This is a genomic window from Polynucleobacter sp. MWH-UH19D, assembly GCF_040409795.1.
Classification (GTDB): domain Bacteria; phylum Pseudomonadota; class Gammaproteobacteria; order Burkholderiales; family Burkholderiaceae; genus Polynucleobacter.
Genome location: NZ_CP099571.1, coordinates 786,281 through 809,250, shown reverse-complemented (window position 1 = coordinate 809,250; position 22,970 = coordinate 786,281). Strand labels below are relative to the sequence as shown.

Annotated in this window: 25 protein-coding genes; 2 read left to right on the top strand and 23 right to left on the bottom strand. The window is 46.2% G+C overall.

From position 1 onward, the window contains the following. From NHB34_RS04115 to NHB34_RS04015, 21 genes are all read right to left on the bottom strand, one after another. Window positions 1-567 carry a CvpA family protein gene (locus tag NHB34_RS04115; RefSeq protein ID WP_353428370.1) on the bottom strand — a complete coding sequence of 189 codons (567 nt, stop codon included), beginning with the start codon at window positions 565-567 and terminating at the stop codon, window positions 1-3. Then, a complete protein-coding gene (locus NHB34_RS04110; RefSeq protein WP_353428369.1) occupies window positions 567-1,391 on the bottom strand; it encodes an SPOR domain-containing protein in 825 nt (274 codons plus the stop codon). Before NHB34_RS04110 ends, NHB34_RS04115 begins: the two co-directional genes overlap by 1 nt. A 3-nt stretch (window positions 1,392-1,394) precedes the next feature. Continuing rightward, entirely contained in the window at window positions 1,395-2,720 is a 1,326-nt protein-coding gene (gene folC, locus NHB34_RS04105; RefSeq protein ID WP_353428368.1) for a bifunctional tetrahydrofolate synthase/dihydrofolate synthase, read from the bottom strand. Window positions 2,721-2,724: 4 nt separating this feature from the next. After that, window positions 2,725-3,612, bottom strand: coding sequence for an acetyl-CoA carboxylase, carboxyltransferase subunit beta (accD, locus tag NHB34_RS04100; protein ID WP_353428367.1), 888 nt, complete (start codon window positions 3,610-3,612; stop codon window positions 2,725-2,727). 5 nt (window positions 3,613-3,617) lie between these two features. Beyond that, window positions 3,618-4,415: a tryptophan synthase subunit alpha gene (gene trpA / locus NHB34_RS04095; RefSeq protein ID WP_353428366.1), complete on the bottom strand. Its 798-nt coding sequence runs from the start codon at window positions 4,413-4,415 to the stop codon at window positions 3,618-3,620. Between the two features lie 81 nt (window positions 4,416-4,496). Then, the gene (gene trpB / locus NHB34_RS04090; protein WP_353428365.1) at window positions 4,497-5,690 is read right to left on the bottom strand and encodes a tryptophan synthase subunit beta; all 1,194 of its coding nucleotides are present in this window, start codon (window positions 5,688-5,690) and stop codon (window positions 4,497-4,499) included. A 30-nt stretch (window positions 5,691-5,720) separates the two neighbouring features. Further along, window positions 5,721-6,398: a phosphoribosylanthranilate isomerase gene (locus NHB34_RS04085; protein WP_353428364.1), complete on the bottom strand. Its 678-nt coding sequence runs from the start codon at window positions 6,396-6,398 to the stop codon at window positions 5,721-5,723. A gap of 27 nt (window positions 6,399-6,425) precedes the next feature. Beyond that, the gene (truA, locus tag NHB34_RS04080; RefSeq protein WP_353428363.1) at window positions 6,426-7,256 is read right to left on the bottom strand and encodes a tRNA pseudouridine(38-40) synthase TruA; all 831 of its coding nucleotides are present in this window, start codon (window positions 7,254-7,256) and stop codon (window positions 6,426-6,428) included. A gap of 9 nt (window positions 7,257-7,265) precedes the next feature. Beyond that, the gene (locus NHB34_RS04075) at window positions 7,266-8,756 is read right to left on the bottom strand and encodes a FimV/HubP family polar landmark protein (RefSeq protein ID WP_353428362.1); all 1,491 of its coding nucleotides are present in this window, start codon (window positions 8,754-8,756) and stop codon (window positions 7,266-7,268) included. A 10-nt stretch (window positions 8,757-8,766) separates the two neighbouring features. Then, window positions 8,767-9,921, bottom strand: coding sequence for an aspartate-semialdehyde dehydrogenase (asd, locus tag NHB34_RS04070; protein WP_353428361.1), 1,155 nt, complete (start codon window positions 9,919-9,921; stop codon window positions 8,767-8,769). A 63-nt stretch (window positions 9,922-9,984) separates the two neighbouring features. Next, entirely contained in the window at window positions 9,985-11,055 is a 1,071-nt protein-coding gene (gene leuB / locus NHB34_RS04065; RefSeq protein WP_353428360.1) for a 3-isopropylmalate dehydrogenase, read from the bottom strand. A gap of 23 nt (window positions 11,056-11,078) precedes the next feature. Next, window positions 11,079-11,726: a 3-isopropylmalate dehydratase small subunit gene (gene leuD, locus NHB34_RS04060; protein WP_353428359.1), complete on the bottom strand. Its 648-nt coding sequence runs from the start codon at window positions 11,724-11,726 to the stop codon at window positions 11,079-11,081. Window positions 11,727-11,762: 36 nt separating this feature from the next. Beyond that, the gene (locus NHB34_RS04055; RefSeq protein ID WP_353428358.1) at window positions 11,763-11,972 is read right to left on the bottom strand and encodes a hypothetical protein; all 210 of its coding nucleotides are present in this window, start codon (window positions 11,970-11,972) and stop codon (window positions 11,763-11,765) included. A gap of 11 nt (window positions 11,973-11,983) precedes the next feature. After that, window positions 11,984-13,393: a 3-isopropylmalate dehydratase large subunit gene (gene leuC / locus NHB34_RS04050; protein ID WP_353428357.1), complete on the bottom strand. Its 1,410-nt coding sequence runs from the start codon at window positions 13,391-13,393 to the stop codon at window positions 11,984-11,986. A 17-nt stretch (window positions 13,394-13,410) separates the two neighbouring features. Continuing rightward, entirely contained in the window at window positions 13,411-14,724 is a 1,314-nt protein-coding gene (gene gltA / locus NHB34_RS04045) for a citrate synthase (RefSeq protein ID WP_353428356.1), read from the bottom strand. Window positions 14,725-14,812: 88 nt separating this feature from the next. Continuing rightward, complete coding sequence (locus NHB34_RS04040) at window positions 14,813-15,082, bottom strand: succinate dehydrogenase assembly factor 2 (RefSeq protein ID WP_353428355.1); 270 nt, start codon at window positions 15,080-15,082, stop codon at window positions 14,813-14,815. Continuing rightward, the gene (locus tag NHB34_RS04035; protein WP_353428354.1) at window positions 15,079-15,783 is read right to left on the bottom strand and encodes a succinate dehydrogenase iron-sulfur subunit; all 705 of its coding nucleotides are present in this window, start codon (window positions 15,781-15,783) and stop codon (window positions 15,079-15,081) included. Before NHB34_RS04035 ends, NHB34_RS04040 begins: the two co-directional genes overlap by 4 nt. A gap of 16 nt (window positions 15,784-15,799) precedes the next feature. Further along, window positions 15,800-17,578 (bottom strand): succinate dehydrogenase flavoprotein subunit, encoded by a 1,779-nt coding sequence (gene sdhA, locus NHB34_RS04030; RefSeq protein WP_353428353.1) that lies wholly within the window; start codon window positions 17,576-17,578, stop codon window positions 15,800-15,802. Window positions 17,579-17,582: 4 nt separating this feature from the next. Beyond that, window positions 17,583-17,948 (bottom strand): succinate dehydrogenase, hydrophobic membrane anchor protein, encoded by a 366-nt coding sequence (sdhD, locus tag NHB34_RS04025; RefSeq protein WP_353428352.1) that lies wholly within the window; start codon window positions 17,946-17,948, stop codon window positions 17,583-17,585. A gap of 24 nt (window positions 17,949-17,972) precedes the next feature. After that, window positions 17,973-18,392, bottom strand: coding sequence for a succinate dehydrogenase, cytochrome b556 subunit (sdhC, locus tag NHB34_RS04020; protein ID WP_353428351.1), 420 nt, complete (start codon window positions 18,390-18,392; stop codon window positions 17,973-17,975). A gap of 131 nt (window positions 18,393-18,523) precedes the next feature. Next, the gene (locus NHB34_RS04015) at window positions 18,524-19,267 is read right to left on the bottom strand and encodes a GntR family transcriptional regulator (protein WP_353428350.1); all 744 of its coding nucleotides are present in this window, start codon (window positions 19,265-19,267) and stop codon (window positions 18,524-18,526) included. Between the two features lie 153 nt (window positions 19,268-19,420). Between NHB34_RS04015 and NHB34_RS04010 the strand changes: the two genes are divergently transcribed. Next, window positions 19,421-20,410 (top strand): malate dehydrogenase, encoded by a 990-nt coding sequence (locus NHB34_RS04010; protein WP_353428349.1) that lies wholly within the window; start codon window positions 19,421-19,423, stop codon window positions 20,408-20,410. Between the two features lie 20 nt (window positions 20,411-20,430). Then, window positions 20,431-20,805, top strand: a complete 375-nt coding sequence (locus tag NHB34_RS04005; RefSeq protein ID WP_353428348.1) for a hypothetical protein — start codon at window positions 20,431-20,433, stop codon at window positions 20,803-20,805. 109 nt (window positions 20,806-20,914) lie between these two features. On the opposite strand, the gene NHB34_RS04000 is transcribed toward NHB34_RS04005, so the two are convergent. Together NHB34_RS04000 and yaaA are read right to left on the bottom strand one after the other, a co-directional pair. Continuing rightward, entirely contained in the window at window positions 20,915-22,126 is a 1,212-nt protein-coding gene (locus NHB34_RS04000; protein WP_353428347.1) for a DUF2863 family protein, read from the bottom strand. Next, the gene (yaaA, locus tag NHB34_RS03995) at window positions 22,126-22,902 is read right to left on the bottom strand and encodes a peroxide stress protein YaaA (RefSeq protein WP_353428346.1); all 777 of its coding nucleotides are present in this window, start codon (window positions 22,900-22,902) and stop codon (window positions 22,126-22,128) included. The genes NHB34_RS04000 and yaaA overlap by 1 nt, the downstream gene beginning before the upstream one ends. Window positions 22,903-22,970 lie beyond the last annotated feature (68 nt).

Below are 22,970 nucleotides of genomic sequence, written 5' to 3'. Positions count from 1 at the left end.
CTAGATTCCTATTGTTAATTTAGGAGTAATAGTTGGGGTAACTTTTGGCATAGCACCACTCAGTTGCTTTGCCCAATCACTTGGTAGCCAGCCTTTAATTAAACTGGTTGCCATATCAACAGCTGGTCGGGTAATGGCATTTTTCCAGGCTACGCTTTGCGGTATCGGGGTTAAGGCTGCCAATGTAGCCAATACCACAACAATCAAACCACCACGCGCCAAACCAAACACTAAACCCAAGAATCGATCTGTCAGACTCAAACCTGCAGACAAAATAATCTTCTGCACAATACCGCCAAATAAACCACAAACGATTAAGGTTAAGACAAACAAGATCAAGAAACTTAATCCTAGACTTAACAATTCTTCTAGATGGAATGTAGAAAGCCATTCGGTGGAAAGGTAGTTACTGTAGTGATAAGCAACCCAAGCAGCTACAAACCATGAGGCAAGAGCTAATACCTCTTTAAACAGTCCCCGTGAAATTCCAACCAAGGCCGAAACCAAGAGTACAACTAGGGTGAAGTAATCCACCGATGTCAGCTTTAAGGTGGATAAGTATTCCATTACTGCTTACCAATCTCGATTGTTTTGGCAGCAGGGTTTAGCGTCGACTTAATTTTCTTTTCTGCTGCCTCAGCCGTATCCTTATCACTAAAGGGCCCCGCACGGAATACGGTCAGCTTTGCGCCATCAGGACGAGTTTTAATTGCTGTAGTAAATGGAATCTTTAACTCTTTTAATTTTGCTGTGACATTTTTGATGCTGTCGTCTGATGCAAAACTTCCAACCGGAATTCCATATTTGACTGAATTCTTTGTCGAGGCACTATCGGAGTTCTTGAGAGTCGCATCAACTTTTGATTTTCCATTGGATGTAGCGCTAACCACTTCCTCACCTTCTGCCAAACCTAGAGTAGAAGGTGCTTTATTAGCCACATTTACTGGCTTCACCTCTGCCTTTGGTTCTACCTTTGCTTCTGATGCAGAGACAACTGGTTTAGGCGCAACCACTGGGGCTACAGATTGAGCTGCAGCCGGAGCATCTGCCTTTGCCTTTTCTTCTGGCTTTGCATCAGGCTTGTGCTCAACACTTGGCGTGGGCAAACTGGTGACAATATTGATGGCAATATCGTTGTTAACAGCTTTGGGCTTGTTATCCAAAATGCGAGGCAAGCCAATTACTGCAATCAATACCAAAACGGATGCGCCAATTAAGCGATGTCGTGCTCTTTGTTGTTCTGGATCTTCGGTAAATGCGAGCTCTTCGGACTCTAGGTTGCGCTGAAATGCGCGGGGCACAGGCCTTTGGGTGACACGACGCCCTAGTGACCCAGTTTCAAGGTCATTAGACTGTGATTTTGGCCTAAAAAAGCTTGGTAAACGAATCATGGATCAATGCGCCTGGTTGTTTCGATAAGCCATTACGCCTGCAACGGTATAGAAGGATCCGAAGATCACAATTCTATCACCCTCACCAGCCATAGATAGCGCTTTTTGATACGCTAAAGCGGGATTTTCGAAGATTTCTATCCCTCCATCCGCTCCATTTTTAGGCTTCACCCCCATGGATTCAAGCTTTTGAGCCAGAGACTTTGCAGGGGCCGCTCTAGGGGTTGGCAAATCAGTGCAAAACCAAAAATCCACAATATTGAGCAGGGGTTTAATAACCCCTTCGATGTCTTTATCTGCCATTGCCCCAAAAATGGCGTAGGTATATGGGTGATACCCCATCTTATCCAAACTCTGCCCCAAGGTAGCAGCGGCATGGGGGTTATGTGCGACATCGAGAACTACCGTAGGCTGACCCGGAAGAACTTGAAAGCGTCCTGGAAGTTCTACCATGGCAAAGCCATTGCGAATATCTTGGGCGCTAACCGGTAAACGCTGATGCAATGCCATTAATGCGGCTATTACTGCTGAGGCATTCAAGATTTGATTTGCGCCTCGCAAAGCTGGATAGCCCAAACCACTGAAACGCTTGCCACGCCCTGCCCAACCCCACTGCTGTTTATCGCCTTGGAAGTTGTAATCTCGACCTTGAAGCCATAGATCGCAGCCTAGCTTTTGAGCATAGTCAATCAAAGATTGTGGTGGCACTGGGTCGCCACAAACTGCGATGTGTTCAGGACGAAAAATTCCCGCCTTCTCTAACCCAATCGCCTCGCGAGTGCCTCCCAAGAAGTCTGCGTGGTCAATATCAATGCTGGTGACTATCGCGCAATCAGCATCGACAATATTGACGGCATCCAGGCGGCCACCCATGCCTACTTCCAGTATGACGGCATCTAAGTTTGCTTTTGAGAACAGATACATGATTGCCAAAGTAGTGAACTCAAAATACGTTAAGGTTGGCACGTCAAGCAAACTGACCCGAGCATTTTCAACGGCAGTAAAGCTCTCAAGCAATAGCGCATCCTTAACATCTTCGCCATTAATCCGTGCACGCTCATTAAATGTCAGCAGGTGTGGTGAGGTGTGGCAGCCCACACGATAACCTGAGGCGAGCAATATGCTCTCCAAATAGGCGCAGGTTGAACCTTTACCATTTGTTCCAGCGACCGTAATCACTGGGCAATCAAAGTGAAGATCTAGTGCTGCCTTAACACGACTAATGCGCTCAAGACCCATATCGATACCGACAGGGTGAGCGGTTTCAAGGTGGCTTAGCCAAGCCTCGAGGCTATTAAATAAAATTGGGGCTGGGTGTGCCGTGCTCAAGCGCTTAAACGGCTGAGCTACCCGCAATCGCAGGCTCTGGAAGTTTTTGTAGCAAGGCCAACAAACGCGCGATCTCGCCACGCATCTGGCGACGATCGACAATCATGTCGACCCCACCCTTTTGTAATAAGAACTCGGAACGCTGAAAGCCTTCAGGTAATTTTTCACGAACAGTTTGTTCAATCACTCGCGGACCCGCAAAACCAATCAAGGCTTTTGGCTCAGCCATAACAACATCACCCATAAACGCAAAGCTAGCTGAAATTCCACCCATCGTAGGGTCAGTGAGAACGCTAATATATGGCAGACCTTTTTTCGACAACAAAGTCAACATTGAATTTGTCTTTGCCATTTGAAAAAGGGATAACAAACTTTCTTGCATGCGCGCGCCACCAGTTGCGGTGATGCAAATAAAAGCACACTTCTTATTAATCGCCTCTTGCACACCGCGAGCAAAACGCTCACCTACAACAGAGCCCATTGATCCGCCCATGTATTGGAATTCAAAACACGCTGCGACAACCGGAATGCTTTCAATCTTGCCACCCATCACAATCAGTGCTTCTGTTTCGCCAGAGGCATCATTTGCTTCTTTAATGCGATCCGGATACTTTTTAGAATCTTTGAATTTAAGTGGATCGGTTGGATAAATATCCGCACCAATTTCGTAGCGCCCTTTTTCATCAAACAGATTATCTAGACGTAAACGCGCACCAATGCGCATGTGATGACTACATTTTGGGCAAACAGAAAGGTTTGCTTCGATATCGGTGCTGTACAAGACAGTTTCACAACCAGGGCACTTAACCCACAAACCCTCAGGAACCGATTTGCGATTCGCTGGATCGGTATGTTGAATTTGGGGTGGGAGTAATTTATCTATCCAGCTCATCAGTATTAGCTATCCAATGCGTCGCGAATCTCACGAATAAAGGTTCCTAGTGATTGTACTGCTTGGCCTGGGGGTGCATCCTCTAATAGACGAATAATGCGGCTTCCGATAACCACAGCGTCAGCACTGGCCGATACCGCCTTGGCGCTAGCGGCATCACTGATACCAAAGCCTACAGCAATTGGAATATCGGTTTCCTGACGAATTTTAGGAAGAATGCTTGCCACATCTTGGGTATTGAGGTGGGATGCGCCAGTGACCCCACGCATTGACACGTAATAAATATAGCCAGAGGCAATCTTGGCAGCCTCTTTAATGCGATCGTGAGAGGAAGTCGGTGCCAATAAAAAAATGGGGTCAATTCCGGCAACTCGCATACGTGCTGCAAAATCGACGCATTCCTCTGGTGGATAGTCAACCACTAGCACCCCATCAACACCAGCTGCTTTAGCTTCACTTGCAAATCGCTCTGAACCCATTTGCTCTACCGGATTAGCGTAACCCATGAGCACCACTGGCGTAGTACTATCCGTTTTACGAAATTCTTTAACCATCTCCAAGCATGAGTGCAAGGACACGCCATGCTCTAGAGCGCGCTCTGATGATCTTTGAATGACAGGGCCATCAGCCATCGGATCAGAAAATGGCACACCTAGCTCAATCACGCTAGAGCCACCACGTACTAATGCATGCATTAATTCAACGGTTAGCTTGGGGTCTGGATCGCCTGCGGTAATAAAAGGAATTAATCCCTTCTTACCATTGGCTTTAAGCTCTTTAAATAATGCGCTAATTTTTGACATGGATAATTTTCTTTTTTCTTTTTTCTTTTTGTTTTTCTTATTGTGCTGATTGTTAGTATCGGCGTGTATTTACCTAAGCCATTAACCTTCAGAGCCTGTAGCCTGCGCAACGGTATGCATATCCTTATCACCGCGACCAGAGAGATTTACCAAAATCGTTTTATCTTTTGGCAAGGTCTTGGCTAACTTGCATGCATGCGCAATGGCATGAGAAGACTCTAAAGCAGGAATAATGCCCTCAATGCGGCAACAGTCATGAAACGCTTGTAAAGCCTCTTCATCAGTAATAGCAACATAATCAGCACGACCAGAATCTTTTAGCCAAGCGTGCTCTGGGCCAACACCTGGGTAGTCCATACCAGCAGATACTGAATGCGTCTCAGATATTTGGCCATTGTCATCTTGCAATAAATACGTGCGATTGCCATGTAAAACGCCAGGCTTCCCAACACACAAAGCTGCAGAATGTAAGCCACTTCCTAAACCATGCCCTGCCGCTTCAACCCCAATGAGTTTGACATCAGGCAAGTCAATGTAGGGATAAAAAATACCCATTGCATTAGATCCACCACCAACGCAAGCCAATACATAATCAGGTTGCTTGCCAGTCATCTCCGGCATTTGCACTTTGCACTCTTCGCCAATCACACTCTGAAAATCACGCACCATCATCGGATAAGGGTGAGGTCCCGCTACTGTTCCGATGATGTAGAAAGTGTTATCGACATTAGTAACCCAATCGCGCATTGCTTCGTTCAATGCATCTTTCAAGGTTTTTGTGCCTGACTCTACCGGCACTACTTTGGCACCCAGCAGTTTCATGCGATAGACGTTCTGCGCTTGACGCGCTACATCTACTGATCCTTGATAAACGGTGCAATCCAAACCAAAACGCGCGCAAATTGTTGCAGTAGCAACACCATGCTGTCCAGCGCCAGTCTCAGCAATGATGCGTGGCTTACCCATACGCTTTGCTAGCATCGCTTGACCAATGACATTATTAATTTTGTGAGCGCCAGTGTGATTTAAATCTTCGCGCTTGAGGTAAATCTGCGCACCACCCAACATTTCACTCCAGCGTTTTGCGTGATACACAGGCGAAGGACGACCGACAAAGTGCTTTAACTCGTAATGAAACTCTTCCAAAAATTCTGGGTCATGCTGATATTTTGCATAAGCTTCTTTGAGCTCATCCAATGCATACATTAATGTCTCAGAAACAAATACGCCACCATAAGGACCGAAGTGTCCTCGAGCATCTGGCTTGTCGTACATAGTTACCTCTTTTGATTTATTTACAGCAATTTATTGGGGAGATGCTTTCGCATCAGCCACACGCACGGCTTGAACAAATTGCGTCATGAGTGCGGCATCTTTTACACCCTTGCTGCTTTCGACACCACTACTTACGTCAACTGCGCAAGGATGAAGACGAGCAATCGCCTCGCCCACGTTGTGTGCGTTCAATCCACCACTCAAAACGACCCGAGGCGCGTTTTCGCTTACCCATGTCTGTGGAATCTCCTGCCAATCAAAAGGAACGCCTCCGCCGCCATAACCCTCAACTAGGGCGTCGAGCAGAAAAGCGTCTGCATCCCTATATTGTAGGGAAAAATCGTTAAAAGCGAATTGCTTGCCTATCCGGGCGGCCTTCATCCAAGGGTCATTTTGGGCTATCTCACGACACCTTTCTGGCGTCTCATCTCCATGAAACTGCCAAAGGGTAATGGGTGCTGCAGCACGAATTGCGGCACACTCTGCATCGGTTGCGTTCACCAGCAAGCCAACCGCATCAATTCCAGCTGGTAACCTGGAAATCAGCTGGGCAGCAATATTGGGGCTAACAGAACGCACGCTGGGGGGATAAAAAACAAATCCAACCGCATCAACGCCCGCCTGCACTGCAGCATCAATATCGGCAGGAGTGCGTAGGCCGCAGATTTTGATCCTCGTGCGGCTGGGGGAGTATGTCAGTAAGCCCATGGCTAAATAATAAGGCTTAAATAGCGCCTAATCCCCAATTACCCCGTCTGGGAACCAGGAGTTTTTGAGCCATGGTCCCGGTATGGCAAATTCCTCGGGATAAGCAATTTTGGCCAAATAGAGGCCATCAGGCATAAATGTCGGGGCAGCCATTTGGCGATTTTTTGCCGCCAGCACTTCCGCCATCCATTCGGACCTTCTTTTGCCACGGCCAATCATCAAAAAAGTGCCGACTAAATTACGCACCATGTGATGCAGAAACGCATTTCCTCGGATCCGAAAATACAGCCAAGGCTCACTTGAAATAATCTCAATTGAGTACAGCGTTTTTATAGGCGTTTTACTTTGACACTCTGATGACCTAAATGAGCTGAAGTCGTGCTCGCCAATCAAATAAGTTGCTGCAACACGCATCGCATCAATATCAAACCAAGTATTAGGAGGCAGCATCACATAACCAGCCCTGCCGCTTACCATAGGAGAACTGCAAGGACCAGCATGTAGGGCGTAAATATAAGTTCTTTCTATTGCACTAAAGCGTGCACTAAAGTCCTCAGGAACTTCGCTTGCCCAATTGAGCACAATGGATTTTGGTAAGTAGGAGTTAACCCCCCTAACCCATGAGAACATCTCACGGTCCACATGAGTATCAAAATGAACTACTTGACCCAAGGCGTGAACACCTGCATCCGTTCTACCCGCAGTAATCGTCTGAATGGGTGCATGCCTATCTGGCGACTCACCTATAAATGCTGCAATCGCCCTCTCGAGCTCACCCTGCAATGTAAGTTGATTAGGTTGGACTTGCCAACCAGCATATGAACTTCCGTCGTATTGAAGGCCAAGCGCGATACGCATAGCCCAAACCTATGTCTGACGATGCGAGAGCTCCGACAATACGCCCTGAGCTTCAATGGTGATTGCTGGGTCAACAGCATTACTTGTATTCAATATTTCCTCTAAAGATTTCTTGGCTGCAGAAAAATCTTCGATAGTGATATACGCGCGTGCTAAGTTCAACTTCACCCGCAAGGCATCAGCCAAGGCCCTAGAATCCTCTGAACTGAAGTCAGGCTTAGGCTCTTCCTTTTTGCTTGGGGAACCTAGATCAAGATTGAGCCCAGAAAATATTGCTTGAGCACGCTCAGGAATGTTGTACTCAGATCCCAATTGCGCTTTCGCAGGTTCAGATGGCACATCATCAACATGCACGGGATGGTGAACATCACTTGATTTTGATTTGCGCACAAACAGAATCACACCCCAAAGCAAAATTGCTACCAGTGCAAGCGCTGCAAGAGCCGCTAAAGCCACCAGCACATACATGGCCTGCTTAGGCACATTAGGCAACTCAGGAATATTGGGCAGCTTGGATAGTCCTGGAAGATCGGGAATATTAGGTAGCTTAGGTAAGCTAAATTTATTCTGCTGAACAGGCTTCTCTTCATCCTTTGGTTTATCAAGCAAAGCCTGAAGTTCAGAAATATTCTTTTCTAGGGTCGCTATTCGAGATTTGGTTTGCTCCAGTTGCTTTTCTTCGGCAACCAATTGCTCCACGTATTGCTTTTCAAGGTCTTTGTTATCAGTGCTTGAGCCAATCTTTAATGTATCTTTGGTCGCACCTTTGGCAACTTGGGTCTGATCCTGATCTGACCGAACTTCAACCTTACCCTGTGACTCGCGTTCTGCGCGCCATTGTTGATTTGCCTCTAGGACTATCTGGCTAGCTTGTGTAGGACTAATCGAGCCCAGCACAGACTGACTTGGCTTCTTCAGCTCTGCGCCTGCAGATAGAACATTAATATTGCCGCTCGCAAAGGCATCTGGGTTCGCCTTAAACAAGGCAATCATGGTTTGATCTAATGTTGCGCCATCAAACTCAGGAAGCATACTAGCCGCTATACCTGAGAGAGTTTGACCTGGCTTAACCAAAATCTTTTGAGGGTCCGCCAATAAAAAAGTGAACGTCTTTAGCTGACTACCACTAGCCCAGCTCAAATTCAGCAACACATTAATAAATGGTTCTTCAGCAATGGGCACGGGATTAACCGTCTCGATCAATACCATCAAATCATCTTGACGATTCCGATAGATCATCGCCTGAGGATTGAACTGAATAATCCTCTCGGAAACACCAAGTTGCTCATATGCCGACCGATTGGGCATATCCACAGTCAAGCTCTGCAATAGCACCTGATCATCTGCAGTAACACTAATTGGAATTTCTACACGAAGAGGCTCACCCGCCAATGATTGAACCTGAGGACTGCCTAATGTAAATGCCCAAGACGCACCAGCCCAGCAGAACCCAGTCAAGCAGAGTAATTTGATAAGCGATAAACGGCTGACGCGTGTCATGCTGGCATTATCACTCAAGTAGGATTCTTAACATGCGGCGCAAAGGCTCAGCAGCACCCCATAGCAACTGGTCGCCAACAGTGAAGGCGCCAAGGTACTCAGGGCCCATAGCCAATTTGTGCAAACGACCAATCGGCACCGTTAAAGTGCCACTAACAGCCGCTGGGGATAAGTCACGCTCGGTAGTTTCTCGATCATTTGGAACCACCTTCACCCATGGATTGTCATTAGCCAAAATGGTCTCGATCTCTTTGAGCGGAATGTCTTTCTTGAGCTTGACTGTAAGTCCCTGTGAGTGACAACGCATTGCACCCACACGAACACATAAACCATCAATTGGAATGCTACCTGGCGTACGGAATGCAGGACGTCCAAGAATCTTATTGAACTCAGCGCCACCCTTCCACTCTTCTTTAGTTTGACCATTTTCTACAGGCACATCAATCCAGGGGATTAGGCTGCCTGCCAAAGCGGTATTCCTAAAGTTCTTTTTCGGAAAATCAGCCGAGCGCAATGTCTCAGTCACTTTACGATCAATATCCAAAATCCAGGAAGAAGGGTCAGCCAATTCTGCGGCAACGCTGTCACGCAATGCACCCATTTGCAAAAGAAGCTCGCGCATATTTTGCGCGCCTGCACCAGAGGCTGCTTGATAAGTCATGGCACTAATCCACTCGACCATATCCGCCTTAACAAGTCCACCCATAGCCATCATCATCAAGCTAACGGTGCAGTTGCTACCGATCCAATTTTTGCCACCAGCAGCAAGCGCTTTATCGATTACTGGACGATTCACTGGATCCAAAATCAATACAGCATCATCTTTCATGCGCAATGCGCTTGCAGCATCAATCCAATGACCATTCCATCCTGCAGCGCGCAGTTTTGGAAAAATGTCGTTGGTGTAATCGCCACCCTGACATGTCAGAATAATGTCGCAACGCGCAAGGGCCTGAATATCATTAGCATCTTGCAGCGTGCTCTCACTCTTGGTCACTTTTTGACCATTTAACAGAGGAACCGCACCACCTGCCTGACTAGTGCTAAAGAAAACTGGCTCGATTAGATCAAAGTCTTTTTCAGCGAGCATGCGTTCCATCAGCACGCTACCAACCATTCCTCGCCAGCCTACTAAACCTACTAAAGGTGTTTTTGTATTTGCCATGATCATCAACTATTTATTGAATTCGATTACTTTAGAACACTTTCTTGCAACTTCTATCTTCGCTTATGCCAATGCCGCTACAACTGCATCACCCATCTCCACAGTAGACACTTTTTTCGTGCCCTCAGTGTAAATATCTGCAGTGCGCAAGCCTTGTGCTAAAACCTTTTGAACTGCCTTTTCTATCCGATCCGCCTCACTAGGCATGCCCAATGAGTAACGTAACATCATGGCTGCCGATAAGATGGTTGCTAAAGGATTTGCAATACCTTTGCCCGCAATATCTGGGGCCGAACCATGGCTGGGCTCATACAAGCCCTTGTTATTTTTATCCAAAGAGGCTGAAGGCAACATACCAATAGAGCCGGTCAACATTGCGGCCTCGTCAGATAAGATGTCGCCAAAAAGATTGCCAGTAACAACAACGTCAAATGCTTTTGGTGCCTTCACCAATTGCATCGCAGCGTTATCAACATACATATGAGACAACTCTACATCTGGATAGTCTTTTGCGACCCGAATCATCACCTCGCGCCATAACTGAGATGTTTCCAGCACGTTTGCTTTATCAACACTACATACCTTCTTGCCGCGCTTTTGCGCTGCCTCGAATGCAACACGTCCAATACGCTCTACTTCAGGTTCGCTATAGTGCATAGTGTCAAAGCCCTCACGAGCACCTTTAAATAATGGCAACTCAGAAGAGCGAATACCACGTGGCTGACCAAAGTAAATATCACCATTGAGCTCACGCACTATCAAAATATCAAGACCGCCAATAATTTCCGGCTTAAGGCTAGAGGCGGCTGTTAACTCTGCATAACAAATGGCAGGCCTAAAGTTCGCAAACAATTCCAAATGTTTACGTAGACCTAAGATTGCTTGCTCTGGACGCAGTTCACGAGCAAGCGTGTCGTATTTCCAATCCCCTACGGCACCAAATAAAATTGCATCGGCTTTTTTGGCCAACTCAAGAGTAGCTGGCGGCAGTGGATGCCCAGCAATATCGTAGGCAGCGCCACCTACTGGGGCTTCTTCTAAATCAAAATTTGGCCCTAGCGCCTTCAGTACGCGGACAGCTTGTGCAACGATTTCCGGGCCGATCCCATCGCCCGGGAGAACTGCAATTTTCATGAAAAGGCCTTTAAATCAACAAATTATGGCAACTGGGTTGCCAACCAAGGCATCTTCAGAATGCGCTCGGCTTCAAAAGCCTTAATTTTATCTGCATGACGCAGAGTTAAGCCAATATCGTCCAAACCGTTCAGGAGACAATATTTTCTAAAGGGAGCAACCTCAAAGCTATAGCCAGTGCCATCAGGGGTAATGACCTGCTGAGCCTCTAAATCAATCGTTAACTGATAACCGCTAAATGCCATGGTTTCGTTAAAGAGATGGTCTACCTGCATCTCAGACAAAACAATTGGCAAAAGTCCGTTCTTAAAGCAATTGTTATAAAAAATATCTGCGAAGCTAGGAGCGATCACTGCCCTAAAGCCAAATTGATCCAATGCCCAAGGAGCATGTTCACGCGAACTACCGCAACCAAAATTCTTTCTAGCCAACAAAATACCGGCACCTTTATAGCGCGGCTGGTTTAAAACAAAATCAGGATTAATTGGGCGCTTACTGCAATCTTGACCTGGTTCGCCATGATCAAGGTAACGCCACTCATCAAACAGGTTTTGACCAAAACCTGTTTTCTTAATCGACTTTAAAAATTGCTTGGGAATAATTGCATCGGTATCCACATTCTCACGATTGAGCGGAGCAACCAGTCCATTGTATACCGTAAATTTTTCCATAATTCTGACTTCGTTAAATATATAAACTAAATCTGCTTACTTCACAGGAGTAACAACAACATCTTTACCCTGCGTCTGCGATGGATTTTGTTGGGTTGTGTTTGCGCCAGATCCACCCATTGCATTACCCATAGTCTGCAAATCTTTTCCCATGCCCTCAAGAGTGCTACTACATGCTGCAATCACGAGACCTGCGATACCAACAATGGCCAAACGAGCGATTAAGGAAACAGAAGAAAACTTCATTGCAATTACCTTTACGAAATCTTACGAACGTCTACAAAGTGACCTTCAATTGCCGCGGCGGCAGCCATTGCAGGGCTCACCAAGTGAGTGCGACCACCATTGCCCTGACGGCCTTCAAAATTACGATTCGAGGTTGAAGCACAACGCTCGCCAGGCTCAAGGCGATCAGCATTCATTGCGAGGCACATAGAGCAACCTGGCTCGCGCCATTCAAAACCAGCCGCCTTAAAAATACGATCCAATCCTTCGCGCTCTGCCTGAGCCTTCACCAAGCCAGAGCCAGGAACAACCAGCGCCTGTTTCACATTCGCCGCAACTTTCTTGCCAATGCGATCCACTACTTTTGCGGCCGCGCGAATATCCTCAATACGACTATTGGTGCAGGAACCAATAAATACTTTATCAACTGTAATACTGCTCAGCGGGGTATTTGGAGTCAGATTCATGTACTCCAAAGCACGCTCCATTGCAGATCGCTTATTTGGGTCACGTTCTTTTTCAGGGTCTGGAACTCGATCACTAATCGAGAGAACCATCTCCGGAGAAGTACCCCAAGTCACTTGTGGAGCAATCTCTTCGGCGCGCAACTCAACAACCTCATCAAACTTCGCATCTGCGTCAGAGTGCAAGGTTCTCCAATACTGCAAAGCCTGCAATAAGGCAGCCCCTTTTGGAGCATATGGACGACCTTGAATATATTCAATTGTGGTCTCATCCACAGCAACCAAACCAGAACGAGCGCCCGCTTCAATAGCCATGTTGCAGATTGTCATGCGACCTTCCATGGATAGATTGCGAATCGCCTCTCCCGCAAACTCAATGGTGTAACCCGTGCCACCCGCAGTTCCAATCTTGCCAATCACTGCCAACACAATATCTTTAGCGGTAGCGCCTGGCTGCAAACGACCATCTACACGCACCAACATGTTTTTGCTTTTCTTCATGAGCAAAGTTTGTGTAGCGAGAACATGCTCAACTTCAGATGTACCGATACCAAATGCCAATGCACCAAATGCACCATGGGTGCTGGTGTGCGAATCACCACAAACTACTGTCATACCTGGCAAAGTTGCGCCCTGCTCAGGACCAATCACGTGAACAATCCCCTGACGGGTGTCATTCATTTTGTATTGCGTAATACCAAATGCATCGCAATTTTGATCCAAGGTATCTACTTGCAACTTGGAAATAGGATCAGTAATACCTTGGCTGCGATCGGTCGTTGGCACATTGTGATCAGAAACGGCCAAATTGGCGGAGATGCGCCAAACAGGACGGCCAGCCAAATTAAGCCCTTCAAATGCCTGAGGGCTAGTTACCTCATGCAGCAATTGACGATCGATGTAGATCGTGGCTGTGCCATCTTCTTCAGAGTAAACAACGTGGTCATCCCACAATTTGTCATAAAGCGTACGAGACATGAGTGACCTTAAAACCTTTATTTACGTGTAGAAATATCTGGGACCTTACGTGAAGTTTCGCCAACATATAACTGACGTGGACGTCCAATCTTGTATTCAGGATCCGTAATCATTTCTTCCCATTGAGCAATCCAACCTACTGTTCTTGCTAATGCAAAAATACAGGTGAACATTTCAGTTGGGATGCCGAGTGCGCGCTGAACGATTCCAGAGTAGAAGTCAACGTTTGGATAGAGCTTACGGCTTACAAAGTAATCGTCTTCCAATGCAATCTTCTCAAGAGTCATTGCCAACTTGAACAATGGATCATCTTGCAAACCAAGTTCATTCAGGACTTCATAGCATGTCTCACGCATCAATTTAGCGCGTGGGTCAAAGTTCTTATAAACGCGATGACCAAAGCCCATCAAACGAACGCCAGAATTCTTATCTTTTACTTGTGCAATGAATTCATGGATCTTATCTACGCCACCATTTGCCTGAATCTCATTGAGCATCTGCAAGCAAGCTTCGTTAGCACCACCGTGTGCAGGACCCCACAAGCAAGCAATACCAGCAGAAATCGCAGCAAATGGATTGGTGCCTGAAGAACCGCACAAGCGCACTGTGGAGGTGGAAGCATTTTGCTCATGGTCTGCATGCAACGTGAAGATACGGTCCAAAGCACGAACCAGCACAGGATTTACTTTGTACTCTTCACATGGTGTTGCAAACATCATGCGCATAAAGTTCGCAGTGTATGACAAAGAATTATCAGGATAGATAAATGGTTGTCCTACAGAATATTTATAAGCCATTGCTACCAAAGTTGGCATCTTGGCAATCAAACGAATCTGCGCTACTTCACGAGCATAGGGCTCGCTGTAGTCGATCTCATCGTGGTAGAAAGCAGCCATCGCACCAACTAAACCAGTCAGCACAGACATTGGGTGAGCGTCACGACGGAAGCCGCGCAAGAAGAATTGCATTTGCTCATGAACCATCGTGTGGTGCATGACCATATTCTCAAAATCTTTTTTATCTTTTGCGTTTGGTAATTCACCATTGATTAAGAGGTAGCAAACTTCCAAGAAGTCGCACTTGCCTGCTAAATCCTCAATTGGGTAACCACGATAGAGCAATTCACCCTTATCGCCATCGATATAGGTAATTTTGCTATTGCATGACGCAGTAGAAAGGAAGCCGGAATCGTAAGTGAACTTACCGGTCTGACCATAAAGCTTACGGATGTCAATTACATCTGGGCCAACTGTCCCTTTGTAAATTGGCAGATCAATATCTGGGGTGCCATCCGAAAACGAGAGTTTTGCCTTGATGTCCGATTCAATCATTTCTAATCCTTAGTCATTCAAAATTATGATTACTTCACTATTCGATCACACGCTTGCACTGCAACTACTTCTTCGACTGCACGCTGAATTACTTCTCTCTCAGCCTTTGTAAAACTTTCTTAAAGGAGTCAGACTGCATCTCCTTTTCCAATCCAGCCACAGAATCTTTTCGAGCGATCAATAAATCCATCAAATCGTTGTCATCTAAGGCCAATAACTGGCTTAATACTTTTCCATCTTCTACGCTTAACTGATCGCCGTAACGAGCAAAGAAACGCTGCAGAATTAGATCATTCTCGAGCAAGCCCCTACGAGCATCACTCTTTAAGCGATATAACTCTGCATTGCCGAGGGTCATACCGCCCTACGAACCATCAACTCCTTGATCTTGCCAATCGCCTTCGTTGGGTTCAAATGCTTAGGACATACATCCACACAATTCATGATGGTATGGCAGCGGAATAAACGATACGGATCTTCTAAGTTATCCAAACGTTTTGCGGTTTCCTCGTCACGGCTATCAGCAATAAAGCGATATGCCTGTAACAAACCAGCTGGGCCTACAAACTTATCTGGATTCCACCAGAATGATGGGCATGAAGTTGAGCATGAAGCACACAAGATGCACTCATACAAACCGTTCAACTCTTCACGCTCTTCAGGACTCTGGAGACGCTCTTTTTCTGGAGGTGGATTATCGTTTACCAAGTAAGGCTTGATTGACAAATATTGTTTGAAGAACAAAGTCATATCCACAATCAAATCGCGCACTACAGGCAAGCCAGGTAATGGGCGCAAGGTGATGACCTTAGGCAAAGTCAACATATTGGTTAAGCAAGCCAAGCCATTCTTACCATTGATGTTCATCGCATCAGAACCGCACACACCTTCACGGCATGAACGACGATAAGAAATTGTCTCGTCTTGTTTCTTCAAAGAAATCAACGCATCCAACAACATGCGCTCACCAGTCAGCTCTAACTCATAGCGCTGCATGCGTGGCGCTGCATCGACATCTGGATCGTAACGGTAGATTTCAAATATACGGGTATCGCTCATCTTCTATCTCTCTTGCTTAGAAAGTACGTTCTTTTGGAGGAACTGAATCAACAGTTAATGGTTTTAGCTGCACTGGCTTGTAATCCAAGCGGTTGCCTTCGCTATACCAGAGCGTGTGCTTCATCCAGTTAGCATCATCACGATGTGGGTGATCATCATGAGAGTGAGCACCACGGCTTTCTTTACGAGCAGCTGCTGAGGTCATCGTTGCATTTGCAGTCTCAACCAAGTTAGCCACTTCTAAAGCTTCAATACGCGCGGTATTAAAAATCTCAGATTTATCTTTAACCCACAAATGCTTCGCACGCTCAGTCAACTTCGCCATTTGACGGACACCCTCGTCCATCAACTCTTGATTGCGGAATACACCGGCGTATTTCTGCATGCACTTACGAATATCGTTTGCAACATCTTGTGCGTACTCACCAGAAGTCGAGCTATCCAACTTCGCAATACGCTCCATGGTTTGCTGACCAGCATTCTTAGGCAATGGTTTGAACTCACGATTCTTGAGATCCAAGCTAACGATATGGTTACCCGCTGCACGACCGAATACCAAAAGGTCGAGCAATGAGTTTGTACCTAAGCGGTTTGCACCGTGCACTGAAACACATGAGCACTCACCAATTGCATATAAGCCATTAATGACCTCATTGTGTTTCCCATTAGCTGGCACAACCACTTGACCATTGATGTTGGTAGGAATACCACCCATCTGATAGTGAATGGTTGGCACAACTGGAATTGGCTCTTTGGTGACGTCAACGTTCGCAAAGTTAATGCCAATCTCATAAACAGATGGCAAACGCTTCATGATCGTATCGGCACCAATGTGTGTCAGATCAAGCACAACATAGTCACCATTCGGACCACAACCGCGCCCTTCTTTAATTTCTTGGTCCATCGAGCGTGATACGAAGTCACGTGGAGCCAAGTCTTTCAAAGTTGGCGCATAACGCTCCATGAAACGCTCGCCATCTTTGTTACGCAAGATACCGCCTTCACCGCGGCAACCTTCCGTCAACAACACGCCTGCACCAGCAACGCCAGTTGGGTGGAATTGCCAGAACTCCATATCTTCCAATGGAATACCGGCGCGCGCTGCAAGACCCATACCGTCACCAGTATTAATAAACGCGTTAGTAGATGCATCCCAAATACGGCCTGCACCACCGGTAGCCAACATCACAATCTTGGCTTCCAAGATGTATACCTGACCAGTTTCCATTTCGAGAGCAGTTACACCAACGACATCGCCCTCATCATCACGAATTAAATCGAGCGCCAACCACTCAACAAAGAAGTTGGTCTTTGCACGTACGTTGCGCTGATACAGAGTGTGCAACATCGCATGACCAGTACGGTCAGCCGCAGCACAAGCGCGTTGCACTGGCTTCTCACCATAGTTTGCAGTGTGACCACCGAATGGACGCTGATAGATTGTACCGTCAGGGTTACGGTCAAATGGCATACCAAAGTGCTCTAACTCATAAACCACTTTTGGAGCTTCACGACACATAAACTCGATCACATCTTGGTCACCCAACCAGTCAGAGCCTTTGATGGTGTCATAGAAGTGATAGTGCCAATTGTCTTCACTCATGTTACCGAGTGAAGCGCCGATACCACCCTGCGCTGCAACAGTGTGTGAACGCGTTGGGAATACTTTACTTAGTACAGCAACATTTAAGCCAGCTTCCGCCAACTGCAATGAAGCACGCATACCTGAACCACCCGCACCAACAATCACCGCATCAAAACGGCGGCGTGGCAATGATTTTTGAATTGCAGTCATCGAATTACACTTTCCACAAAATTTGAACGGCGTAGGCCGCACAGGCCACGAGATACAAAACAGTTAACACTTGCAGTGTCAAACGAATACCAACTGGCTTGATGTAGTCCATCCAAATATCACGCACACCAATCCATGCGTGATAGAAAAGACTAAACAAAGCCAAGAGTGTTAATAACTTCATCAACTGATTGCTAAACAGGCCAGACCAGCCTTCATAAGTAGCGCTACCAGTGATGCAGTAATCCACAAGCAGTACAACCGTAAACACCACCATCACAATTGCAGTGACGCGCTGAATAATCCATTCTTTAAGGCCGTAATGTGCGCCTACAACTAAGCGCTTTGGTCCAATTTGATAAATAGGCATGAAATTTCCTTAATGAAGAAACGCTTAGTACAAGCCGAATAATTTAAGACCGACAATCGCAGTCAACGCCAGACCGACCACCAAAACAATGATCGCTGAACGATTGGACTCAGACTTCTCTACCCCGATCTCAAGATCGAGCAAGAGGTAACGAATACCAGCGCAGAAGTGGTGCAAGAAAGACCAGATCAAGCCCAAGCAAATGATTTTCACCAAGATGTTGCTGGTGAAAGCTTGGAATTTTTGATAACTTAATTCAGAGGCCAAACTTTGATCAAAGAGATACAAAATGAATGGCAACAAGAGGAACAATGCTGCTCCACTAATACGATGAAGAATGGAAACTTTGCCAGCCCAAGGAAGGCGGTATTTCACCAACTGGGCTAGACCAATATTTCGATAAACCGGTCTATCTTTTTTTACGTTTTGCTGTGCATCAACCATGGGCAATCTCTATCTTTCGGTGGAGGTTCAGTTTGATTTTGTTGTGTCGCAACATATTCTATTGGAAACCTTGGGTATGGTGGGGGCTTTTAAGGGTTTATAAGGGTTAAAAAGGGGTTTTACGGATAAGTTCAGTTCAATCGATTTTCATAATGTTGCTCAGAAGTGTCGTATCTTGCGTGTCGAATTTCTACTGGTTTATTCCCGTAGGTGAAGGCGACCCGCTCCACTGAGAGCAATGGCGCGCTGATTGCCAACTGGAGGTGCTTAGCTAGACTCTCGTCAGCCGAAACCGCCTTAATTTTTTCTTCCGCCCGTACCATATGGGTGGCATATTGACTCTCGTAGAGCGCATAGACTGGTCCATGCCAATCATTGAGTGTGTCTAGATCTAAGCCCTTGAAGCGGCTTCCTGGAAGCCAAATCTCTTCAAAAACAACGGGTTGCCCTGCAAATGTCTGAATACGATCTATATAAATGACTGGGTCACCTGCCTTTAATTTAAGCAAATTAGCTACATAATCAGTAGCCTTAGTTAGCTCACAGGCTAAAAATTGACTAATCAGATGGAACTTTTCACCAGAATCGGGAGAAAGGCGTAAAAAACGGTATTGCCAATCATCTTCTTGATGGGTGGCGACGAAAGTACCCTTCCCTTGGCGCCTAACCAGTAAATTTTGGGCAGCCAACTCATCAATTGCCTTGCGAACCGTACCCTGACTCACTGCATAACGCGCAGCAAGCTCCATTTCGCTAGGAATGGCATCACCTGGCAACCATTCTGCAGCCTGCAAACTAGCCAAAATCATGGCTTTGATCTGCTCATACAGCGGGCTAAATGAAGCAATAGGCAAATTTACTTCTGACAAATTCACTCCACAAGGACATCAATTGGATAAAATTCTGAGTAATTCTAGTCTTATATAAGACATCATTGACAGTGTAAAGGCAAAGTCCATACACTTGAATGGATAATAGAAAAGTTTTTATTAATCAACCCAATTAACCTTCCTCTGGAGTTATCAGCAATGGCAAAAGCCCCAATGCGTGTCGCCGTAACCGGTGCAGCCGGTCAAATCGGATATTCCCTTCTATTCCGCATCGCCAATGGCGACTTATTAGGCAAAGATCAGCCTGTCATCCTGCAATTGCTTGAAATTCCTGATGAAAAAGCACAAAAAGCCTTGGCTGGCGTGATTATGGAGCTCGAAGACTGCGCATTCCCATTGTTGGCTGGTGTTACCGCACATTCTGACCCACTCACCGCATTCAAAGATATCGATGTTGCCCTGTTGGTAGGTGCACGTCCTCGTGGCCCTGGTATGGAGCGCAAAGACTTGCTCTCTGCTAACGCTCAAATCTTTACCGCTCAAGGTAAGGCATTAAATGCTGTTGCTAAGAAAACTGTCAAAGTATTGGTTGTTGGCAATCCAGCAAACACCAATGCTTACATCGCCATGAAATCTGCTCCAGATATTCCTGCGAAAAACTTTACAGCAATGTTGCGCCTCGATCACAACCGCGCGCTCTCACAATTAGCTACTAAGCTGAACAAACCGGTTGCTGGTATTGAGAAGTTAGTTGTTTGGGGTAACCACAGCCCAACCATGTATCCCGACTATCGTTTTGCAACGGTTGACGGCAAGTCAGTAAAAGATTCCATCAATGATGCAGCGTGGAACAAAGATGTATTTATTCCTACTGTTGGCAAGCGTGGCGCTGCAATTATTGACGCACGCGGTCTCTCTTCTGCAGCTTCAGCAGCTAACGCAGCGATCGATCACATCCATGACTGGGTACTTGGCACGAATGGCAAGTGGGTCACTATGGGCATCCCATCTAAAGGTGAATACGGCATTCCAGCTGAAGTCATCTATGGCTTCCCTGTTACTTGCGAAAACGGTGAGTACAAAATGGTTGAGGGCTTAGAGATCGATGAGTTTTCTCGCGAGCGTATGACTCATACCCTCAATGAATTGCTTGAGGAGCAAGCAGGCGTCAAACATTTGCTCCCTTAATTCACTAAGGAATACAACTTATGAAGAAGTCTCTTCTCACCATTAGCCTTACGTTCGCATGCCTCTCTGGGGCTGCAAACGTAAGTGCCAATGAAGAAGTATTTACTTGGACTTGTAGCGAAAGCAAACAATTCAAAACTACTGGTACTACCGAGAAAGTTCGCCTTACTTGGGAATCAAAGACCTATGATTTGGAGCGCCAAACTTCCTTACCGGGCAGCTTGCGTTACAAAAATACGAACTCTGGTTTTGACTTAGTTGTACTAGGTAACAAAGCAATGCTTTTCAACATCAAGGTTGGAACAAGGCTTGCTGATTTTTGCCAAACAGCAGAAATGAAAGGCGGCAAATTACCGCATTTGTTTGCAGGCGCTGAACCCTTTGTGCAAAACTAAGTTCAACTAAGTTCTTAGCTTCTTTTAGTTTTAAGTAGCCTTCAATAAAAAGCCGAGTGATCCTCGGCTTTTTTCTCGGCTATTTATTTCTTGTTTTGTTTTTTAATGTTCAGTGAAATAAGGGTTGCTGGGTCGGAGTGTCTTCAGGCATTTCCGCGTGCACTGCCTCTCCAGAACGATCTGGGAACAATGGTGCACCACAATCATCGCAAAGCTCTGGATCAAATAGCATCGCATGTCGAAATACATCCTCTACTCCAGCATCATGCAATGCATCGCATATCTTTTTAATTGGACTCTCGTCATCTGATAAATCGTTGAGTGCGTCATTGGCCACGCTCTCGCGATCATACAAAGGCCAAATCACACCATACATCACATCAGACGAACCTTTTGCGCTAAATGAAATACGGTACTCATCAGCCTGTTCTTCACCAAATGCACCCACAACACAGGACAAGCCAGCCGGCAGAATACCCAAGGTACTTTCCAGAAAGTTCACAGCAGCACGAATGCTTAGTGGGCGCACATGCTTATCTGCCAAACGACAGTTTGTGAAATAGGCTTCAGGCAGTAATAACTCAAATTCACAGCCCGGCAACATCGAAGCAATCGGTTCTTGGATGGCATTTTGCCAGCCAATCAAACTCACTCCACGCTCTTGTCTTGCAGGAGACTCTTCTTGCCATTTAAAGATTGGTGAGCCACTAGGAGCGCTAATTGCCGCAACAATAAAACGGGGATCAGCCAAGACAGCGATTGTTTCTGACATATCGCGCAACTCTAATTTGACATCCTTGCCAGAGATTGCAGCATTGGCAAGTGCCTCAGTGAGCACACGCGTTTGGCAATGCGAATGGGGCATTTGATCAATGCTGTAGAGCCAGGGAATAATGGCGATACGCGTGTCGGTAGCAGCGATAGCGCTATGCAAAGCGCTCGCGGTTGCTTCCACCATTTTTGCCGGCAAAGGCCCTGATGGAATTTGATAACGAGTATGAGCAACGATTGGCATAGCCAATAACAGCACGTCCCACTGCTGCCCTTCGTATTCCATCTTGAGTGACTCTGCCAGAGTCTCTGCTGTATCCGCTAGCACTTCGAACGCAACTGTATTAATGCGGAAGGTTTGATCTAATGCTGCATCAATCACATTCTGATTTTGGCTTTTTAATAAGCGCATCAAACGCACATTCAAGCGCTCTTCCCAATAACGATCTTCGATTTGACTGCCTGAAGCAGCCAAAGAGATGGCATCGGCCACGAGCTTTTCCACTTCAGGTGAGGTGCGTTGCGAGGATTTAGTGCGATGCACAGCCATTACTTCTTCTCCGCCCTTCTAAATACAGGTTTCTCAGGTTTTGAATCAGCAGCATAGTACTTATAGCCATCCAAATTAAAGCCCTTTAAATCGGCTGGATCGGTAATCCGATTCTCCACAACATAGCGTGCCATCAAACCGCGTGCGCGTTTTGCGTAAAACGAGATGATCTTGTACTTGCCATCCTTAGCATCTTGGAATACAGGAGAAATCACTGGGCAACCTAATTCCTTGGGCTGCAATACTTTGAAATATTCCTCGGATGCCAAATTCAACAAGACTGGCTTTTTTTGTTTTTCAAGTAGCTGTTTTAAAGAATCTGTCACCCTGTTACCCCAAAAAGCATAGAGGTCTTTACCACGCGCATTCTTAAAAGCAGTTCCCATCTCTAGGCGATAAGGTTGCATTAAATCCAAGGGTCGCAAAGCGCCATAAAGTCCAGACAAAATTCGAATGTGGTCTTGGGCAAAATCAACCGCCTTGGCATTGAGGGTTTTAACGTCAAAACCATCGTAGACATCGCCATCAAATGCATAGATTGCAGGTTTACTGTTCTCTTCAGTAAATTTTTTTGACCAATCTCGGTAGCGACCAACATTAAGTACTGCCAATTGATCAGACAAACCCATTAGCTTAGCGACATCCTGGGGGGCTAATTTCTTGAGATCGGCTATTAACTTAGCCGACTCCGCAACAAACTCTGGGAGGGTTGGCGCCTTAACCTTTGCAGGCGTCTTGTAATCCAAGGATTTAGCAGGTGAAAGTACGATCAACATGGCACAATTTAAAGATGTATTGTTTCCATTCTAGCGACTGCCCAAATTATTCGCCAAAAAGGCTATGG

Excerpts from the sequence above, each read along its gene's own strand:
- NHB34_RS04115 (WP_353428370.1), bottom strand. The coding sequence starts at position 567 with ATGGAATACTTATCCACCTTAAAGCTGACATCGGTGGATTACTTCACC.
- NHB34_RS04110 (WP_353428369.1), bottom strand. The coding sequence starts at position 1,391 with ATGATTCGTTTACCAAGCTTTTTTAGGCCAAAATCACAGTCTAATGAC.
- accD (WP_353428367.1), bottom strand. The coding sequence starts at position 3,612 with ATGAGCTGGATAGATAAATTACTCCCACCCCAAATTCAACATACCGAT.
- trpA (WP_353428366.1), bottom strand. The coding sequence starts at position 4,415 with ATGTCAAAAATTAGCGCATTATTTAAAGAGCTTAAAGCCAATGGTAAG.
- trpB (WP_353428365.1), bottom strand. The coding sequence starts at position 5,690 with ATGTACGACAAGCCAGATGCTCGAGGACACTTCGGTCCTTATGGTGGC.
- NHB34_RS04085 (WP_353428364.1), bottom strand. The coding sequence starts at position 6,398 with ATGGGCTTACTGACATACTCCCCCAGCCGCACGAGGATCAAAATCTGC.
- truA (WP_353428363.1), bottom strand. The coding sequence starts at position 7,256 with ATGCGTATCGCGCTTGGCCTTCAATACGACGGAAGTTCATATGCTGGT.
- NHB34_RS04075 (WP_353428362.1), bottom strand. The coding sequence starts at position 8,756 with ATGACACGCGTCAGCCGTTTATCGCTTATCAAATTACTCTGCTTGACT.
- asd (WP_353428361.1), bottom strand. The coding sequence starts at position 9,921 with ATGGCAAATACAAAAACACCTTTAGTAGGTTTAGTAGGCTGGCGAGGA.
- leuB (WP_353428360.1), bottom strand. The coding sequence starts at position 11,055 with ATGAAAATTGCAGTTCTCCCGGGCGATGGGATCGGCCCGGAAATCGTT.
- leuD (WP_353428359.1), bottom strand. The coding sequence starts at position 11,726 with ATGGAAAAATTTACGGTATACAATGGACTGGTTGCTCCGCTCAATCGT.
- NHB34_RS04055 (WP_353428358.1), bottom strand. The coding sequence starts at position 11,972 with ATGAAGTTTTCTTCTGTTTCCTTAATCGCTCGTTTGGCCATTGTTGGT.
- leuC (WP_353428357.1), bottom strand. The coding sequence starts at position 13,393 with ATGTCTCGTACGCTTTATGACAAATTGTGGGATGACCACGTTGTTTAC.
- gltA (WP_353428356.1), bottom strand. The coding sequence starts at position 14,724 with ATGATTGAATCGGACATCAAGGCAAAACTCTCGTTTTCGGATGGCACC.
- NHB34_RS04040 (WP_353428355.1), bottom strand. The coding sequence starts at position 15,082 with ATGACCCTCGGCAATGCAGAGTTATATCGCTTAAAGAGTGATGCTCGT.
- NHB34_RS04035 (WP_353428354.1), bottom strand. The coding sequence starts at position 15,783 with ATGAGCGATACCCGTATATTTGAAATCTACCGTTACGATCCAGATGTC.
- sdhA (WP_353428353.1), bottom strand. The coding sequence starts at position 17,578 with ATGACTGCAATTCAAAAATCATTGCCACGCCGCCGTTTTGATGCGGTG.
- sdhD (WP_353428352.1), bottom strand. The coding sequence starts at position 17,948 with ATGCCTATTTATCAAATTGGACCAAAGCGCTTAGTTGTAGGCGCACAT.
- sdhC (WP_353428351.1), bottom strand. The coding sequence starts at position 18,392 with ATGGTTGATGCACAGCAAAACGTAAAAAAAGATAGACCGGTTTATCGA.
- NHB34_RS04010 (WP_353428349.1), top strand. The coding sequence starts at position 19,421 with ATGGCAAAAGCCCCAATGCGTGTCGCCGTAACCGGTGCAGCCGGTCAA.
- NHB34_RS04005 (WP_353428348.1), top strand. The coding sequence starts at position 20,431 with ATGAAGAAGTCTCTTCTCACCATTAGCCTTACGTTCGCATGCCTCTCT.
- NHB34_RS04000 (WP_353428347.1), bottom strand. The coding sequence starts at position 22,126 with ATGGCTGTGCATCGCACTAAATCCTCGCAACGCACCTCACCTGAAGTG.
- yaaA (WP_353428346.1), bottom strand. The coding sequence starts at position 22,902 with ATGTTGATCGTACTTTCACCTGCTAAATCCTTGGATTACAAGACGCCT.